General features: G+C 41.7%; 16 protein-coding genes. 14 read left to right on the top strand and 2 right to left on the bottom strand.

Going from position 1 to position 16718, the window contains the following annotated elements:
* The first annotated feature begins 13 nt into the window (after window positions 1-13).
* The 6 genes from rpoC to tuf all read left to right on the top strand — a co-directional run bounded on the left by rpoC (window position 14) and on the right by tuf (window position 9207).
* The gene (rpoC, locus tag OCV54_RS12820) at window positions 14-3736 is read left to right on the top strand and encodes a DNA-directed RNA polymerase subunit beta' (protein WP_015534192.1); all 3723 of its coding nucleotides are present in this window, start codon (window positions 14-16) and stop codon (window positions 3734-3736) included.
* Window positions 3737-3915: 179 nt separating this feature from the next.
* On the top strand, window positions 3916-4458 hold the full coding sequence (locus tag OCV54_RS12815; RefSeq protein ID WP_022216323.1) for a hypothetical protein: 543 nt from the start codon (window positions 3916-3918) through the stop codon (window positions 4456-4458).
* Between the two features lie 93 nt (window positions 4459-4551).
* Window positions 4552-4971 (top strand): 30S ribosomal protein S12, encoded by a 420-nt coding sequence (gene rpsL / locus OCV54_RS12810; protein WP_004850608.1) that lies wholly within the window; start codon window positions 4552-4554, stop codon window positions 4969-4971.
* A gap of 166 nt (window positions 4972-5137) precedes the next feature.
* Window positions 5138-5608, top strand: a complete 471-nt coding sequence (gene rpsG, locus OCV54_RS12805) for a 30S ribosomal protein S7 (protein ID WP_004850607.1) — start codon at window positions 5138-5140, stop codon at window positions 5606-5608.
* Between the two features lie 92 nt (window positions 5609-5700).
* Window positions 5701-7818, top strand: coding sequence for an elongation factor G (gene fusA, locus OCV54_RS12800; protein WP_071849530.1), 2118 nt, complete (start codon window positions 5701-5703; stop codon window positions 7816-7818).
* Between the two features lie 201 nt (window positions 7819-8019).
* On the top strand, window positions 8020-9207 hold the full coding sequence (tuf, locus tag OCV54_RS12795; protein WP_004850603.1) for an elongation factor Tu: 1188 nt from the start codon (window positions 8020-8022) through the stop codon (window positions 9205-9207).
* A gap of 266 nt (window positions 9208-9473) precedes the next feature.
* Here tuf and OCV54_RS12790 read toward each other — a convergent pair whose 3' ends face one another.
* Window positions 9474-10007, bottom strand: a complete 534-nt coding sequence (locus tag OCV54_RS12790; RefSeq protein ID WP_055224421.1) for a helix-turn-helix domain-containing protein — start codon at window positions 10005-10007, stop codon at window positions 9474-9476.
* A 202-nt stretch (window positions 10008-10209) separates the two neighbouring features.
* On the opposite strand from OCV54_RS12790, the gene OCV54_RS12785 reads away from it, so the two are divergent.
* From OCV54_RS12785 to OCV54_RS12750, 8 genes are all read left to right on the top strand, one after another.
* Window positions 10210-10401, top strand: coding sequence for a helix-turn-helix domain-containing protein (locus OCV54_RS12785; RefSeq protein ID WP_009243123.1), 192 nt, complete (start codon window positions 10210-10212; stop codon window positions 10399-10401).
* A gap of 13 nt (window positions 10402-10414) precedes the next feature.
* Window positions 10415-11467: a site-specific integrase gene (locus OCV54_RS12780; protein WP_055224419.1), complete on the top strand. Its 1053-nt coding sequence runs from the start codon at window positions 10415-10417 to the stop codon at window positions 11465-11467.
* 19 nt (window positions 11468-11486) lie between these two features.
* A complete protein-coding gene (locus OCV54_RS12775; protein ID WP_172678750.1) occupies window positions 11487-11657 on the top strand; it encodes a hypothetical protein in 171 nt (56 codons plus the stop codon).
* A 187-nt stretch (window positions 11658-11844) separates the two neighbouring features.
* Window positions 11845-12519 (top strand): CHC2 zinc finger domain-containing protein, encoded by a 675-nt coding sequence (locus OCV54_RS12770; protein WP_021740490.1) that lies wholly within the window; start codon window positions 11845-11847, stop codon window positions 12517-12519.
* Complete coding sequence (locus OCV54_RS12765; RefSeq protein ID WP_055224416.1) at window positions 12464-13801, top strand: virulence-associated E family protein; 1338 nt, start codon at window positions 12464-12466, stop codon at window positions 13799-13801. The genes OCV54_RS12770 and OCV54_RS12765 overlap by 56 nt, the downstream gene beginning before the upstream one ends.
* A 117-nt stretch (window positions 13802-13918) precedes the next feature.
* On the top strand, window positions 13919-14146 hold the full coding sequence (locus tag OCV54_RS12760; RefSeq protein ID WP_055224414.1) for a DUF5348 domain-containing protein: 228 nt from the start codon (window positions 13919-13921) through the stop codon (window positions 14144-14146).
* Between the two features lie 243 nt (window positions 14147-14389).
* Window positions 14390-15805 carry a plasmid recombination protein gene (locus tag OCV54_RS12755; protein WP_278319905.1) on the top strand — a complete coding sequence of 472 codons (1416 nt, stop codon included), beginning with the start codon at window positions 14390-14392 and terminating at the stop codon, window positions 15803-15805.
* Between the two features lie 4 nt (window positions 15806-15809).
* Complete coding sequence (locus tag OCV54_RS12750; protein WP_055224410.1) at window positions 15810-16184, top strand: TnpV protein; 375 nt, start codon at window positions 15810-15812, stop codon at window positions 16182-16184.
* 49 nt (window positions 16185-16233) lie between these two features.
* Here the strand turns inward: OCV54_RS12750 and OCV54_RS12745 are convergent, their stop codons facing one another.
* Window positions 16234-16692: a very short patch repair endonuclease gene (locus tag OCV54_RS12745; RefSeq protein WP_055224408.1), complete on the bottom strand. Its 459-nt coding sequence runs from the start codon at window positions 16690-16692 to the stop codon at window positions 16234-16236.
* Between the last annotated feature and the right edge of the window lie 26 nt (window positions 16693-16718).

Genomic DNA, 16718 nt, shown 5'->3' with positions numbered 1-16718 from the left:
GGAGCTTTGTAAGATGCCAGAATACAATGTAGACAATGCAGAACAGGAAAAGTCATTGAACTTTGACGCAATAAAAATCGGACTTGCATCTCCTGAAAAGATAAGAGAATGGTCACATGGTGAGGTAAAGCGCCCTGAGACTATCAACTATAGAACACTTAAGCCTGAGAAGGACGGTCTGTTCTGTGAGAGAATATTTGGACCACAGAAGGACTGGGAGTGTAATTGTGGTAAGTACAAGAAGATCAGATTCAAGGGAATCGTGTGTGATAAGTGTGGAGTTGAGGTAACAAAGTCCAACGTTCGTAGAGAGCGTATGGGACATATAGAGCTCGCTGCTCCTGTATCACATATATGGTACTTCAAGGGAATCCCTAGCCGTATGGGACTGATCCTTGATATATCACCAAGAGTGCTTGAGAAGGTACTGTACTTCTCATCATATATAGTAACAGATCCAAAGGATACTCCGCTTGCTTACAAGCAGATCCTCAACGAGCAGGAGTTCAGAGAGGCAGAGAAGGAGTATGGTTACGGTTCATTCGTTGCAGAGATGGGCGCAGAGGCTATACAGAAGCTTCTCAAGGCAATAGACCTTGATGCCGAGAGCGCAGAGCTTAAGAAAGAGCTTGAGACATGCAGCGGCCAGAAGCGTACAAGGATCATCAAGAGACTTGAGGTAATGGAGGCATTCAGAACATCAGAGAACAGACCTGAGTGGATGATCATGAATGTAATACCTGTTATCCCACCAGATATCAGACCTATGGTACAGCTTGAAGGTGGAAGATTTGCAACATCAGACCTCAACGATCTGTACAGAAGAATCATCAACAGAAATAATCGTCTCCGCAGACTCCTTGATCTCGGTGCTCCTGAGATCATCGTGAGAAATGAGAAGAGAATGCTTCAGGAGGCAGTTGATGCACTTATAGATAACGGTAGACGTGGACGTGCGGTAACAGGCCCTGGTAACAGAGCACTGAAGTCACTTTCAGAGATGCTGAAAGGTAAGCAGGGACGTTTCCGTCAGAACCTTCTTGGTAAGCGAGTTGACTACTCGGGACGTTCAGTTATCGTAGTTGGACCAGAGCTTAAGATTTACCAGTGCGGTCTCCCTAAGGAGATGGCTATCGAGCTGTTCAAGCCATTTGTTATGAAGGAGCTTACAGCTACAGGTAAGGCAAACAATATCAAGCAGGCAAAGAAGATGGTAGAGAAGCTTGAGCCACAGGTTTGGGACATTCTTGAGGATGTCATCAAGGAGCATCCGGTTATGCTTAACCGTGCCCCTACACTTCACAGACTTGGAATCCAGGCATTTGAGCCAGTGCTTGTAGGCGGTAAGGCTATAAAGCTTCACCCACTCGTATGTACAGCCTTCAATGCCGATTTCGATGGAGACCAGATGGCTGTCCATCTTCCACTTACAGTAGAGGCACAGGCTGAGTGTAGATTCCTTCTGCTTTCACCTAACAACCTGCTGAAGCCATCAGATGGTGCGCCTGTTGCCGTTCCTTCACAGGATATGGTACTTGGTATCTACTATCTGACAATGGAAAAGGAAGGCGAGATCGGAGAGGGAAGATATTTTAAGTCCAAGAATGAGGCAATACTTGCATATGAGAATGGTGGAATTACACTTCACACCAAGATCCATGTAAGAAGAACCGGTGAGTTCGAGGGCGAGGAAGTTACAGGTGTTATCGATACAACACTTGGAAAGCTCCTCTTCAATGAGATCATTCCACAGGATCTCGGATATGTAGACAGAACTGTTCGTGAGAACGCTCTGAAGCTTGAGATAGATTTCCATGTAGGAAAGAAGCAGCTCAAGCCAATCCTTGACAAGTGTATCAATACACACGGTGCAACAAAGACTGCAGAGGTTCTTGATGATGTCAAGGCAATAGGATATAAGTATTCAACAAGAAGTGCTATATCAGTATCTATTTCAGATATGAAGGTGCCTGATGAGAAGAAGGATATCCTTGAGGATGCACAGAAGCTCGTTGACCAAATCACCAAGAAGTTCAGACGTGGTCTTGTATCAGACGAGGAGAGATATCAGGCAGTAGTTAAGATCTGGGAGAAGGCAGATAAGCATCTGCAGGATCTCCTGTTCGCAGGTCTTGATAAATATAACAATATATTCATGATGGCTGATTCTGGAGCCCGTGGTTCTAATCAGCAGATCAAGCAGCTTGCAGGTATGCGAGGACTGATGGCAGATACAACAGGTAAGACCATTGAGCTCCCAATCAAGTCTAACTTCCGAGAGGGACTTGACGTTCTGGAGTATTTCATTTCGGCGCATGGTGCTCGTAAGGGTCTGTCAGATACAGCTCTTCGTACAGCCGATTCAGGATACCTGACAAGACGACTTGTAGATGTATCACAGGATCTTATAATCAGAGAGCCTGATTGTAGTATAGGAAGAGATTCAATTCCGGGTATGGTCATTGAGGCCTTCAGAGAGGGCAAGGAAATGATCGAGGAGTTTCAGGAGAGAATCACAGGACGTTACCTTGCAGAGTCTGTATATGATGCAGAGGGCAACATGCTTGTCAAGATAAATCATATGGTAACTCCTAAGAGAGCTGAGCTCATTGTTAAGAAGGGTGTCGATGCCAACGGCGTTCCATTCACCGTTAAGGATGACGATGGAAACGAAGTTGTAAGATCAGATGCAAAGCTTAAGATCAGAACAGTCCTCACATGTAAGTCACACCTCGGTGTGTGTGCAAAGTGCTACGGTGCGAACATGGCAACAGGAATGCCTGTACAGGTTGGTGAGTCAGTTGGAATTATCGCTGCACAGTCAATCGGTGAGCCTGGTACACAGCTTACAATGAGAACATTCCATACAGGTGGTGTTGCCGGTGGCGATATCACACAGGGTCTTCCAAGAGTTGAGGAGCTTTTCGAGGCCAGAAAGCCAAAGGGACTTGCAATCATTGCAGAGTTTGGCGGAAAGGTACAGCTCCGTGACAACAAGAAGAAGAGAGAGGTTGTCATAACAAACGATGAGACAGGTGAGTCAAAGGCATATCTTATTCCTTATGGTTCACGTATCAGAGTTCTTGATGATCAGGTACTTGAGGCTGGTGATGAGCTTACAGAGGGATCAGTTAATCCACATGATATCCTTAAGATAAAGGGTGTTCGTGCAGTTCAGGATTACATGCTCCGTGAGGTTCAGAAGGTTTACAGACTTCAGGGTGTTGATATCAATGATAAGCACATTGAGATCATCGTAAGACAGATGCTTAAGAAGATCATAATTGATGAGCCGGGAGATTCAGATTATCTTCCAGGAACACAGGCAGATCTGCTTGAGTTTGAAGATACAAATGAGAAGCTTATCGCAGAGGGCAAGGAGCCTGCAACTGGAACACAGATAATGCTTGGTATAACAAAGGCATCACTTGCAACTGATTCATTTATGTCGGCTGCATCATTCCAGGAGACAACAAAGGTTCTTACAGATGCTGCGATTAAGAGTAAGGTTGATCCACTTATCGGACTTAAGGAAAACGTTATCATCGGAAAGCTTATACCTGCTGGTACAGGAATGAAGAGATATCGTTCAGTAAAGCTTGACACTGATATGGAAGAGCTTAACTTCTTTGATGAAGATGAGGATACAGATGATTACGAAGAGTTAGAGAATGTAAATTCAGAGGAGATCGTATTTGAGACCCTCGATACAGCCGGAGATGCTGACGAAGAGTAATCACTCATTTGATTGGATGTATATAAAAAAGTAGTGGCTGCGAAGCTGCTCGACATGAAGGATATAAGGGGAATCCGGGATATGTCAATTTCTCATAAAGGTATTCAGATATACCTGTGAGAAATAGAATATGCCGGATTTCTTTTTGGAAATATTTAGTAAGAAAGAAATGGAATAATATGGCTGCTGTAAAGAAAATCAATAAAGAAGGTATATTAGAAGCGGCGTATAACCTTGCCAGAAGAGAAGGAATTGCCGCAATAACAGCAAGAAAACTGGCAAAAGAGATTTCCTGTTCAACACAACCAATATATGAGAATTTTGTTGATATGGGAGCTGTTATAGAGATTACAACAGAGCGTATAAATGAGGTTTACGGTTCCCTGAAGACAAGTCTGTGTAAGAAAGAGAATGCGGATTATGTCAGCCAGACCACTATTGTCTGTGAGTTTGCAGACAGTGAGAGGGTGTTGTTCAGACAGTTCGTTGCAGACAATGACTCGGGACATGGACTGTTTAAGGATACCAGGACAGAGAAGATGTTAGTTGAGACACTTCACTGTGATGAGATTGTTGCAGATCAGATAAATGAGGAAATGCACAAATATATAATGGGACAGGCGTTTCTTGTAAATGAAGGTTATACAGAATTTGATCAAGCCAGACTGGCAATGGAAACAGAGAGAGTCTTTGAGTTCGTTAAGAAAATATTTGTCAAATAAATGCTTGACAGAGAAAATACTCGACTATATAATGATAAAGCATGCGTAAAAACATGCTTTATCATTTTTAATTTATATACAGGAGGTGAAAACATGCCAACATTTAACCAGTTAGTTAGAAAAGGAAGACAGACAGTAGAGAAGAAGTCAACTGCACCAGCTCTTCAGAGAAGTTTCAACTCACTCAAGAAGAAGCCAGTAGAGACAAGCTCACCACAGAAGAGAGGAGTTTGTACAGCAGTTAAGACAGCTACTCCTAAGAAGCCTAACTCAGCTCTTAGAAAGATCGCCAGAGTACGTCTTTCAAACGGAATCGAAGTAACAAGTTATATCCCTGGTGAGGGTCATAACCTTCAGGAGCATAGCGTTGTACTTATCCGTGGTGGAAGAGTAAAGGACTTACCTGGTACAAGATACCATATCATCAGAGGTACTCTTGATACAGCAGGTGTAGCAAAGAGACGTCAGGCTCGTTCAAAGTATGGTGCAAAGCGTCCTAAGGATGCAAAATAAAACATGCTAGAACACAATTCTAATTTGTGCTGGTAAGGTCATGTTTTTATATAGATAATAATTCAGATAGAAACAATTAAGACAGATAACAGCACGAACACATTCCATAATTATAGAGAGAATGTGAGTACCGAAGATTTAATAAATAATTAAGGAGGGAAGAACCGTGCCACGTAAAGGACATATCGCAAAGAGAGACGTATTAGCGGATCCAATTTACAACAATAAGGTCGTTACAAAGCTTATCAACAACATTATGTTAGATGGTAAGAAGGGTGTAGCACAGAAGATCGTCTACGGTGCATTTGATCGTATCGCAGAAGAGACTGGTAAGCCTGCATTAGAGGTATTCGAAGAGGCTATGAACAACATCATGCCACTCCTCGAGGTTAAGGCTAGACGTATCGGTGGTGCAACATATCAGGTACCTATCGATGTAAGACCTGACAGAAGACAGGCTCTCGGACTTCGTTGGTTAACAGCTTTCTCACGTGCAAGAAGTGAGAAGACTATGGAAGAGAGACTTGCGAAGGAGATCATGGATGCAGCTAACAACACAGGTGCATCTGTAAAGAGAAAAGAAGACATGCACAAGATGGCAGAGGCAAACAAGGCATTCGCTCACTACAGATTCTAATTATCTGTGTGAGAATGCATTTGCATGCATGCTTATGTGTATATGGGACACAATAGATGTGTTACGAAAATTAGCAAAAGGAGGACAATCCGTTGGCTGGAAGAGAATATCCATTGGACAGAACAAGAAACATTGGTATTATGGCTCATATCGATGCAGGTAAGACAACTCTTACAGAGCGTATCTTATACTATACTGGTGTTAACTATAAGATTGGTGATACTCATGACGGTACAGCTACCATGGACTGGATGGAGCAGGAGCAGGAGAGAGGTATAACAATTACTTCAGCTGCTACAACATGTCACTGGACACTTGAGGATCATCACAAACCAAAGGCTGGCGCGTTAGAGCACAGAATCAACATCATCGATACTCCGGGACACGTTGACTTCACTGTTGAGGTTGAGCGTTCACTTCGTGTACTTGACGGAGCTGTAGGTGTATTTGATGCTAAGGCTGGTGTAGAGCCTCAGTCAGAGAACGTATGGCGTCAGGCTGACACATACAATGTACCTCGTATGGCATTCATCAACAAGATGGATAAAATGGGTGCAGACTTTTTCTACTCAGTTCAGACAATCATTGATCGTCTGGGCAAGAATGCAATTCCAGTACAGATCCCTATCGGAAAAGAGTCAGACTTCATCGGTCTGATCGATCTGTTCGAGATGGAAGCATACTACTACAAAGATGATAAGGGCGAGGACATCGAGATCACAACTATCCCTGATGACCTTAAGGAGCTTGCAGACAAGTGGCATGAGAACCTTGTCGAGAAGATCTGCGAGTTAGATGACGACTTAATGATGATGTACCTTGAGGGCGAGGAGCCATCAATCGATGAGATGAAGAAGGTTCTTCGTAGAGCAACTATCGCATGTGAGGCAGTTCCTGTATTCCTTGGTTCAGCTTACAAGAACAAGGGTGTTCAGAAGATGCTTGACGGTGTTATCGAGTACATGCCGGCACCAACAGATATCCCTGATATCACAGGTGTTGATCCAGACGGTAACGAGGTTGTTCGTCATTCATCAGATGATGAGCCATTCTCAGCTCTTGCATTCAAAATCATGACAGATCCATTCGTTGGAAAGCTTGCATTCTTCAGAGTTTACTCAGGTACACTGAACTCAGGTTCATATGTACTGAATGCAACAAAGGATAAGAAGGAGCGTGTAGGACGTATCGTACAGATGCATGCCAACGCTCGTAAAGAGATTGATAAGGTTTACTCAGGAGATATCGCAGCTGCTGTAGGTTTCAAGCTTACAACTACAGGTGACACAATCTGTGATGAGCAGCATCCAGTTATCCTTGAGTCAATGGAATTCCCAGAGCCAGTTATCGAGCTTGCTATCGAGCCTAAGACCAAGAATGATCAGGGTAAGATGGGTGAGGCACTCGCAAAGCTTGCTGAGGAGGATCCTACATTCAAGGCTCATACAGACAAAGAGACAGGACAGACAATCATTGCCGGAATGGGTGAGCTTCACCTTGAGGTTATCGTTGATCGTCTTCTCCGTGAGTTCAAGGTTGAGGCAAACGTTGGTGCACCTCAGGTTGCTTACAAGGAGACATTCACAAAGCCAGTTGATATCGACAGCAAGTATGCTAAGCAGTCAGGTGGTCGTGGACAGTACGGTCATTGTAAGGTTAAGTTCGAGCCTATGGATCCTAACGGTGAGGAGACATTCAAGTTCGAGTCAACAGTTGTCGGTGGTGCTATTCCTAAGGAGTACATCCCAGCAGTTGGAGAGGGTATCGAAGAGGCAGCTAAGGCTGGTATCCTTGGCGGCTACCCAGTACTTGGTGTTTATGCTAACGTATACGATGGATCATACCATGAGGTCGATTCATCAGAGATGGCATTCCACATCGCTGGTTCTATGGCATTCAAGGAGGCTATGGCTAAGGCTGACCCAGTTCTTCTTGAGCCTATCATGAAGGTTGAGGTTACAATGCCTGAGGAGTACCTCGGTGATGTAATCGGAAGCTTAAATGCTAAGAGAGGCCAGATCGAGGGTATGGATGATATCGGCGGTGGTAAGATCGTCAGAGCATTCGTTCCACTTGCAGAGATGTTCGGATACTCAACAGAGCTTCGTTCATCAACACAGGGTCGTGGTAACTACTCAATGTTCTTTGAGAAGTACGCTCAGTGTCCAAAGAGCATTCAGGAGAAGGTTATCGCAGAGCATTCTAAGTAAGATATTTGACGAAAGACATTTTCCTGGTCTTTCAGGTCATATAAATAAAAAATTATATATGCTGGCAGGTTAAAGATTACATATCGTTAGCCTGCTGGTATAAAGAGATAAAAAATGGTTGAAAATCTCTAGTATTTTCTATATAATGATTTTTAGCCGAGTAACCCGCGTGGGGTAAAATTTTAAGGAGGATTTTATATCATGGCAAAGGAAAAGTTTAATAGAAGTAAGCCACATTGTAACATCGGTACAATCGGACACGTAGATCACGGTAAGACTACTCTTACAGCTGCTATCACAAAGGTTCTTTCAGAGAGAGTTGCTGGTAACACAGCTACAGATTTCGAGAACATTGATAAGGCTCCAGAGGAGAGAGAAAGAGGTATCACTATCTCTACAGCTCACGTTGAGTACGAGACAGAGAAGAGACATTACGCACACGTTGACTGTCCAGGACATGCTGACTACGTTAAGAACATGATCACTGGTGCAGCTCAGATGGATGGTGCTATCCTTGTTGTTGCTGCTACTGATGGTGTTATGGCTCAGACAAAGGAGCATATCCTTCTTTCACGTCAGGTTGGTGTTCCTTACATCGTTGTATTCCTTAACAAGTGTGATATGGTAGACGATGAGGAGCTTATCGAGCTCGTTGAGATGGAAGTTACAGAGCAGCTTGAGGAGTACGGATTCAATGATTGTCCTATCGTTAAGGGTTCAGCTCTTAAGGCTCTTGAGGATCCAATGGGACCTTGGGGAGACAAGATCATGGAGCTTATGGATACAATTGATTCATATATTCCAGATCCACAGAGAGATACAGATAAGCCATTCATCATGCCTGTAGAGGACGTATTCACAATCACAGGTCGTGGTACAGTTGCTACTGGTAGAGTAGAGGCTGGTGTAATTCACCTCAATGATGAAGTTGAGATCGTTGGTATCAAGCCAGAGATCCAGAAGACAACAGTAACAGGTATCGAGATGTTCAGAAAGCTCCTTGACGAAGGTCAGGCTGGTGATAACATCGGTGCCCTTCTTCGTGGTATCAAGAGAGAGGATATCGTAAGAGGACAGGTTCTTTGTAAGCCAGGTTCAATTACATGTCATACAAAGTTCACAGCACAGGTTTACGTTCTGACAAAGGACGAGGGTGGTCGTCATACACCATTCTTCAACAACTATCGTCCACAGTTCTACTTCAGAACAACAGACGTTACAGGTGTATGTAACCTTCCAGCTGGTACAGAGATGTGCATGCCTGGTGATAACGTAGAGATGACAATCGAGCTCATCCACCCAATCGCTATGAGCCAGGGTCTTACATTCGCTATCCGTGAGGGTGGACGTACTGTAGGATCAGGACGTGTTGCTACAATCATCGAGTAATACAATCTGAATATAGATTTGTTATCGCAAGATAACGTTGTGTCCAAACGTAAGATACCCGTAGAACTTCGGTTCTACGGGTTTTTCTGTTGCCTAGAAATATATAAAAGGGCGGAAAAGAATAACGAACGGCATAGAAAAACGGTTGCCGGGAGAGTGTCCTGACAACCGTTTGTGATAACAGAATGATAACAAAATATATAATTTTCGCAAATATGATAACAGATAAAGTGAATTTATTCACAAATCAGAGATGTGATTGTGGATTAAGTCAGATCATACGTCTTAATGTCATTACCTTCAGTGCCCTTCTTAACGATGGTATGACAACCTATCGTAGTTCCCATGGCACGTAGTTTCCATTCTTCCTGGGTAGCGTTGAGCTTATCCAGTTCTTCTTGTTTTTTATTTTTATCTTCAATAGCTAATATTTCAGCTTTTTCCTTTTCATAGACATTTTTAAATTGACACCATTTCCTGAAAAAGTCCTGCATTGTAGGATTATCGAATGTCAGCGCAACCTTCTGATCAGGTGTTTCAGCAAGTGAGAGGTTCACTGAATCATCAATAGAAAACAGCAGAGAGAGTACATCTCCGACTGTTTCAATATTAAAATTCAGAAAAACACTTACATTTAATCCCAGTGCAGTTGCTATCTTTTCTAACTGATCCGGTTTCGGATTCCGGATTCCCAGTTCATATTTTCTGATTGTTCCTACGTTAATGCCGGACAGCTCGGCTAACTGTATCTGACTGTATCCTCTAAATTCCCGGAATGCCCGGATTTTTTTACCAACCATAATGCTGCCTCCTTAATAATATTTGTGCTTCTATTCTAGCACAAAAGTGAATGATACGAAAGAGGTTGATTTTCGTAGAGTATGAAAATGTAGAGTGGAATATAAAAATAAAATTCGCAAAAGGATATTGACAAAGTCACAAAAGTGAATTATAGTAGAAAACATCAAAAGAGTCACAAAAGTGACTGGAAAGGAGGACACTATGAGAACTAATTATATGATGACTGTTGATGATGTCATGGAAGAATTAGGTGTGAAACGCAGTAAAGCATATTCCATTCTGAAGCAGCTTAATGATGAACTGGCAAAGGAAGGATATGTGGCAGTTCGTGGAAAAATTCCACGTCCCTACTGGGAAACAAAATTTTATGGATGCTCTCAGAGAGCAGTATGAAGGAGGTTTTAAGATGTCAGCTTACAAAGACAAAACACAGGGAACCTGGTATGTGAGTTTCCGCTATATTGACTGGACAGGAAAGAAAACGCAGAAGCTGAAAAGAGGGTTCAAGACCAAGAAAGAAGCATTGAATTATGAAAAGGAATTCATAAGAAAGACTGCGGCAGATATGAAAATGGAGATGAACAGTTTTATTCAAGTCTATTTTGAAGATAAAAAGAATGAACTGAAAGAAAATTCAATCCGCAATAAGCAGCACATGATGAACAAGCACATTGTTCCGTATTTTGGAATAAGAAAAATGAATGAGATCACACCGGCAGAGATTATCCAGTGGCAGAATACCATTCAGGAAAAAGGATACAGCAAGACTTATGAGCGTATGATCCAGAATCAGTTAAATGCACTGTTTAATCATGCACAGAAAATTTACAATCTGAAGGAAAATCCATGTAAGAAAGTAAAAAAGATGGGGAAATCAGATGCCAACAAGCTGAAATTCTGGACGAAGGCAGAATACGACAGATTTATTGCCGGGATTGAGCCGGGGAGTGAAGATTATCTGATATTTGAAATTCTGTTTTGGACAGGAATCAGGGAAGGAGAACTTCTGGCATTGAGTCTTTCAGATTTTGAGATGAGTGGAAATCTCCTGCATATCAATAAGACTTATAACCGGATCAGGAAAAGAGATGTGATTGATACTCCTAAAACAGAAAATTCAGTCCGTACCATTGATATTCCTAATTTTCTTAAGGAAGAGGTACAGGAGTATGCAAAGAAGCATTATGGATTTCCGGAAGATCAACGGTTGTTCCCGATTGTGGCGAGAACACTGCAGAAACGTCTTAAGAAATATGAAGCACTGACCGGTGTAAAACCAATCAGAGTGCACGATATCCGTCACAGCCATGTGGCATATCTGATCTACCAGGGCGTAGAACCGCTGATTATCAAGGAAAGGCTGGGGCACAAAGACATTCAGATGACATTGAACACTTATGGGCATCTGTACCCGTCACAGCAGAAAAAAGTTGCTGAGATGCTGGACAATAAACGTTAATACGGAGGAAAAGAAGCAAATGAAAACAAAGAAAGTAGTCGGAAAAATATTTGATGCAATTAACTACAGTAAGAAGCTGAAAATAAGTTCCATTTTACCGGAGCGGGATTCAGATTATGTGATTCTTCTTGAATTAGAGGACGGAAGCAAATTTGAAATCATCATTATTCCTACAAGGAGATTTGTGTAAGGAGCAAAAGCTATGACTACTGACAGACAAAAAGAAAAAGCCCAGACAAAATATCTGAGCAAGTTCTCTGATAATCAGATTCACTGATATACCATCTTGGCAGATTAAGTATATCACGAATTGAAAGATACAACAATTCCCGAATATCTGTTCATCAGAGACTTGCCCGGAGGGGCAGGAGGTAGAAGTGACATTATTTGAACAGGTAAAAGGATGTGTGACAGCGAGACAGGCTGCGGAGCATTACGGGATTAAAGTAAAGGGAAATGGAATGGCATGTTGTCCGTTTCATAAAGACCGACACCCAAGTATGAAGGCAGATAAAATATATCATTGCTTTGCATGTGGAGTGGGCGGTGATGCGATAGATTTTACAGCAAGGTTATTTGGAATATCACAGTATGAAGCTGCGAAAAAGATGATAGAAGATTTTGGATTGGATATAAAAATCGAAGACAGAAACAAATACAAAAGGACGCACCAAAGCAGGAATACTTTGATATCAAAGAAACCTAAAGTTGTGATGATCAGAGAAAAACTGGAGCAGTGGTTGAAACATGCAACAGACGTGCTGATCAGATATCTGAAATGGATTCAGTTCTGGAAAGAGTTTTACAAACCAGAACCAGATGAAGAGTGGCACGAATTATTTACGGAGGCATTGGCAAATGAAAGAAAGATAAATGACTATCTGGACGTGCTGATGTTTGGAACAGGAGAAGAGATTGTAGAGTTTTTCAAGATGAAGAGAAGGGAGGTTGAAAAAATTGAAAAAAGAATTAACGAATATCAGCGAGAAGTCCTTGATGGAATTAGAAGATATTGTGAACGAGGAAATGCTTACAACAGAAGATGTCAATAATATGTTGGAGCATACGGATAAAGGAAGAACAAAGCAGACAATTAGAAATTGTGTAACCGTACTTCAAAATGATCCGGTATTGAAAAAAGCGATTAAACGAAATGAACTTTCTGGAAGAATGGACATTGTAAAAGAGGTTCCCTGGGAGCGGAGGAATAACAGTCCTACGGTTACAGATACTGATGAAAATAATCTGAAGATGTATCTGGAAGAAAATTATGAACTAACAAGTGAGCGTGTGATCAAAGCAGGAATAGATATTGTTTCCAATGAAAATAAATATCATCCAATTAGGGATTATCTGGAGAGTCTGGTCTGGGACGGAATTCCAAGAATAGAAAATATGCTTTCGCATTTCCTGGGAGCAGAAAAGAGCAAATACACAATCGGAGTAATGAAAATGCACATGCTGGCAGCGATTTCAAGAATTTATGAACCGGGAATAAAGTATGATATTATGCTGTGTCTGGTTGGAAGCCAGGGAGCCGGAAAGTCCACATTTTTCAAGTATCTGGCGATAAAAGAAGAATGGTTCAGTGACAATCTGGATCATCTGGACGATGAAAATATTTACAGAAAACTGCAGAATCACTGGATTATCGAAATGGGAGAAATGAAGGCAACTATCACAGCAAAGAATATTGAACAGATTAAATCGTTTCTGAGCAGACAGAAAGAAACTTACAAAGTACCTTATGAAGTTCACCCGGAAGACAGACCACGACAGTGTGTATTTTGCGGTACTTCAAATGATCTGAATTTCCTCCCACTGGACAGAACCGGAAACAGACGATTTGCTCCGGTGATGACAGATATGTCGAAAGCAGAAGTTCATATTCTGGACAATGAGGCAGAGAGCAAAGCCTATATCGAACAGGCCTGGGCAGAGGCAATGGTATTGTATCGACAGGGAAATGTGTTCTTAGGATTTACAAAGGAAATTGAGGAAGAGGCAAAGCGTCTGCAGAAAGAATTTATGCCGGAAGATACCAATGCCGGAATCATACAGGCATTTCTTGATGATTACGATGACGATTATGTATGTACAAGAATTCTGTTCGATGAAGCGCTACATCGAACCGGAGAAATGAAACAGTGGGAAGGTAAAGAAATTGCCAATATTATGAACAATGCGATTGTAGGCTGGAAACCACATGGTACACATCGATTCGGAAAGGAATATGGAATACAGCGGTCATGGAAACGGATGAAAGATTCGGTGAAGAAAGATAAAGACGGATTTATAGAAGTACCGGAACAGTTGGAAATACCGTTTGAGTAAAGATTATTGTAAACGATGTAAACGGAACTTGAAGAAAAAACTTAAAACGTTAACTTTTAAAATCTTTTGAACTCCGTTTACAAATTCCGTTTACAGACTGGAAAGGAGCAGAAAATGATGAAACAGGGAAGATTAGGATATAACAGCAGCAATGGAAGATATGGATTATTATCATCAGATTTATGGATTGATACAGGATTTTACTGCGGAGAAGGACTAGAAGTGCTGGTAGATGATGAATGGGTACAGACCAGAATGGAGATGAATCTGGCAAGAGAATGGTATCTGGTGGGAACGCCTTATTGTGGAGATTTGGAATATGTGCAGGCGAGGATACCAGAATAAACAGATCTATGATCCACTTCGGTCGGTGCAGAACAGACGTCCATAAGGACGTTATGCCCCCGGCAGGGCGCAAGGGGACTTTTGATGGACGGTACGGCTGTCGAAAGTGCTTTTGCGTTACTTTTGACAAAAGTAACAAAACCGCCGTATCCGGCGAAAATTTCTTAAATATCGCCATAACTGGCGTAAATAAAAATTATGTGCCATGTCTGGCACTCGAGTAGAAAAGAGGTGAGAAAATTTATGATGAAACGGACAATCAGTGGCATGATCGGAGCCGGTTCACTGGCTCATAACAGACGGGATTTTGTAGCAGAAAATGTAGATCCGGACAGAGTGCAATTGAACATTTGTTATAAGAATGAGAATCTGAAAGAAGTTTATAAGGAACTGTTTGACGATGCTACGGAGAGATACAATGTCGGGAAAAGAAAGGACCGGCAGATTGCAAATTATTATGAAAAAATCCGACAGGGCAAACAGGAGAAGCTGTTCCATGAAGTAATATTCCAGATTGGTAATCGTGAGGATATGGCAGTGGGAACGTTAGAAGGAAATCTGGCTGTAAAGGTACTGGACGAATATGTGAAAGACTTCCAGAAACGGAATCCGACACTTCGGGTATTTAGCTGCTATCTGCATCAGGACGAAGCTACTCCGCATCTGCATATTGACTTTGTTCCTTATGTGACCAACTGGAAGGGAAAAGGAATGGATGCCAGAGTTTCACTGAAGCAGGCATTGAAAAGTCTTGGATTTCAAGGTGGAAATAAGCATGATACAGAACTGAATCAGTGGATAAATCATGAAAAGGAAGTGCTGGCTGAAATCGCAAAACAGCATGGAATTGAATGGGAACAGAAAGGCACACATGAAGAACATCTGGATGTTTACAATTTCAAGAAAAAAGAACGCAAAAAGGAAGTGCAGGAACTGGAGCAGAAAAAAGAAAATCTGACAGTGGAGAATGAAGGATTGACTTCTCAGATTGCAGAAGCGAGGGCAGATATTAAGCTACTGGAAGAAGAAAAAATTCAGTTCCAGAAAGATAAAGAGATAGCGGAAAAACGTGCGGAGAAAGCAGAAACGGAATTGAAAAAACTTGAAGACAGAAGAGAATTCCTGCAACCAGTGATGGATAATGTCAGTAAGGAAATAAAAGAATATGGAATGATCAAAACATTTCTGCCGGAAGCTACAGCATTGGAACGTGCGGTAACTTACCGGGATAAGAAAATAAAACCATTATTCATTGAAATGAAAAACAAAATCGGTGCGATGGCTGCACAGGTGAAAGAACTCACAAGAGAAAGAGATAGTTGGAAAAGTAAGTTTCAGAAGAAAAAGCAAGAGCATGAAAAAACAAAAAAGGAACTGGCAGAAGTTCAGAAAGATTATCAGAAATTATCCGGTGAAAAAGAAATACTGCAAGGACTTGCGGACAGATACAATCGACTTTTACGCATGTTAGGAAAAGATATGGTAGAAAGATTGGTGCAGGACGATATCCGAATGCAGGCGGAACTTGAAGTGAAAAAGCAAAAAGAGCAGATGCCGAAAAAAATAGGTGACCGCATACAATGGGCAAGAGAACGAAATGAAGAACACAATGCACAAATTAAGAAGAATAAAGCAAAGTACAGAGGAATGGAGTTGTAGGAATATGAAGAAACAAATTTATGATGAAAAGAATGGACTGAGCTACACATTGCATGGAGATTATTATCTGCCAGATTTGGAACTCAATGAGGAAGAACCGGTATATGGAAAATATGGAATAATGCGAAAGCAGTTTCTGAAGGAACACAGGAGTGCCAAGTATCAATATCTGGTACTGACTGGGAAACTGACGGAGTATCTGAATCAGGTAGACAAAGAAGCAAGAGAAAAAGTTGAGATGCTGGTGGAGCAGATGGCTGAACGGTGGGGAGTGACGGAAGAATTGAAGATGCGGGATCAGATGGAATGGGTGAGGAGGATGAATAATATCAAAGCAACTGCCGAAGAAATAGTATATAAAAATATAATCTTTATGTAGGAAAGAGGCTGTCTGCAGGCGTTGTGGACAGCCTCCTGTATAGGAGGGGTTATTCTTCAGATATATCATAGTCAGTGGTTGTATCAGAAAATTTTGTATCCCAAATGGCTTCTTCAATGGCCTGTAAACATTCATCTGTATGTTTGGAAATGTCTTGCCCCCAGAAGTGAAGGACAGTATAGCCTAGAAATAGAAGTTTTTTATCGTTTTCATAATCACGATTACGATTTCGCTCAATTTTTTTGATCCAAAAGTCTGGATTCTTACCCTTTTCAAGACGAAGCTTGAGAATTTCCCAATCCTTTCCGTGAAAAAATTCACTATCGCAAAAAATAGCAATTTTATATTTGGTAAGAACAATGTCAGGAGAACCAGGGAGAGCTTTATAATTTTTGCGATAGCGATAACCTTTGTACCATAGAGCTTTTTGGAGTAAGAGTTCTATGGAAGTATCTTTACTGTGGATCTTACGCATATTGTTTGAAACAGTAGCGGAATCGCGCGACATATAGGTACCTTCTTTCTAACTGAACT

Origin of the sequence: Coprococcus aceti (genome assembly GCF_025567285.1) — a bacterium.
In the GTDB taxonomy this organism is placed as follows: Bacteria; Bacillota; Clostridia; order Lachnospirales; family Lachnospiraceae; genus Coprococcus; species Coprococcus aceti.
This window is presented reverse-complemented; position numbering and strand designations above follow the sequence as displayed.

Excerpts from the sequence above, each read along its gene's own strand:
- rpoC (WP_015534192.1), top strand. The coding sequence starts at position 14 with ATGCCAGAATACAATGTAGACAATGCAGAACAGGAAAAGTCATTGAAC.
- OCV54_RS12815 (WP_022216323.1), top strand. The coding sequence starts at position 3,916 with ATGGCTGCTGTAAAGAAAATCAATAAAGAAGGTATATTAGAAGCGGCG.
- rpsL (WP_004850608.1), top strand. The coding sequence starts at position 4,552 with ATGCCAACATTTAACCAGTTAGTTAGAAAAGGAAGACAGACAGTAGAG.
- tuf (WP_004850603.1), top strand. The coding sequence starts at position 8,020 with ATGGCAAAGGAAAAGTTTAATAGAAGTAAGCCACATTGTAACATCGGT.
- OCV54_RS12790 (WP_055224421.1), bottom strand. The coding sequence starts at position 10,007 with ATGGTTGGTAAAAAAATCCGGGCATTCCGGGAATTTAGAGGATACAGT.
- OCV54_RS12785 (WP_009243123.1), top strand. The coding sequence starts at position 10,210 with ATGAGAACTAATTATATGATGACTGTTGATGATGTCATGGAAGAATTA.
- OCV54_RS12780 (WP_055224419.1), top strand. The coding sequence starts at position 10,415 with ATGTCAGCTTACAAAGACAAAACACAGGGAACCTGGTATGTGAGTTTC.
- OCV54_RS12775 (WP_172678750.1), top strand. The coding sequence starts at position 11,487 with ATGAAAACAAAGAAAGTAGTCGGAAAAATATTTGATGCAATTAACTAC.
- OCV54_RS12765 (WP_055224416.1), top strand. The coding sequence starts at position 12,464 with ATGGAATTAGAAGATATTGTGAACGAGGAAATGCTTACAACAGAAGAT.
- OCV54_RS12760 (WP_055224414.1), top strand. The coding sequence starts at position 13,919 with ATGAAACAGGGAAGATTAGGATATAACAGCAGCAATGGAAGATATGGA.
- OCV54_RS12755 (WP_278319905.1), top strand. The coding sequence starts at position 14,390 with ATGATGAAACGGACAATCAGTGGCATGATCGGAGCCGGTTCACTGGCT.
- OCV54_RS12750 (WP_055224410.1), top strand. The coding sequence starts at position 15,810 with ATGAAGAAACAAATTTATGATGAAAAGAATGGACTGAGCTACACATTG.
- OCV54_RS12745 (WP_055224408.1), bottom strand. The coding sequence starts at position 16,692 with ATGTCGCGCGATTCCGCTACTGTTTCAAACAATATGCGTAAGATCCAC.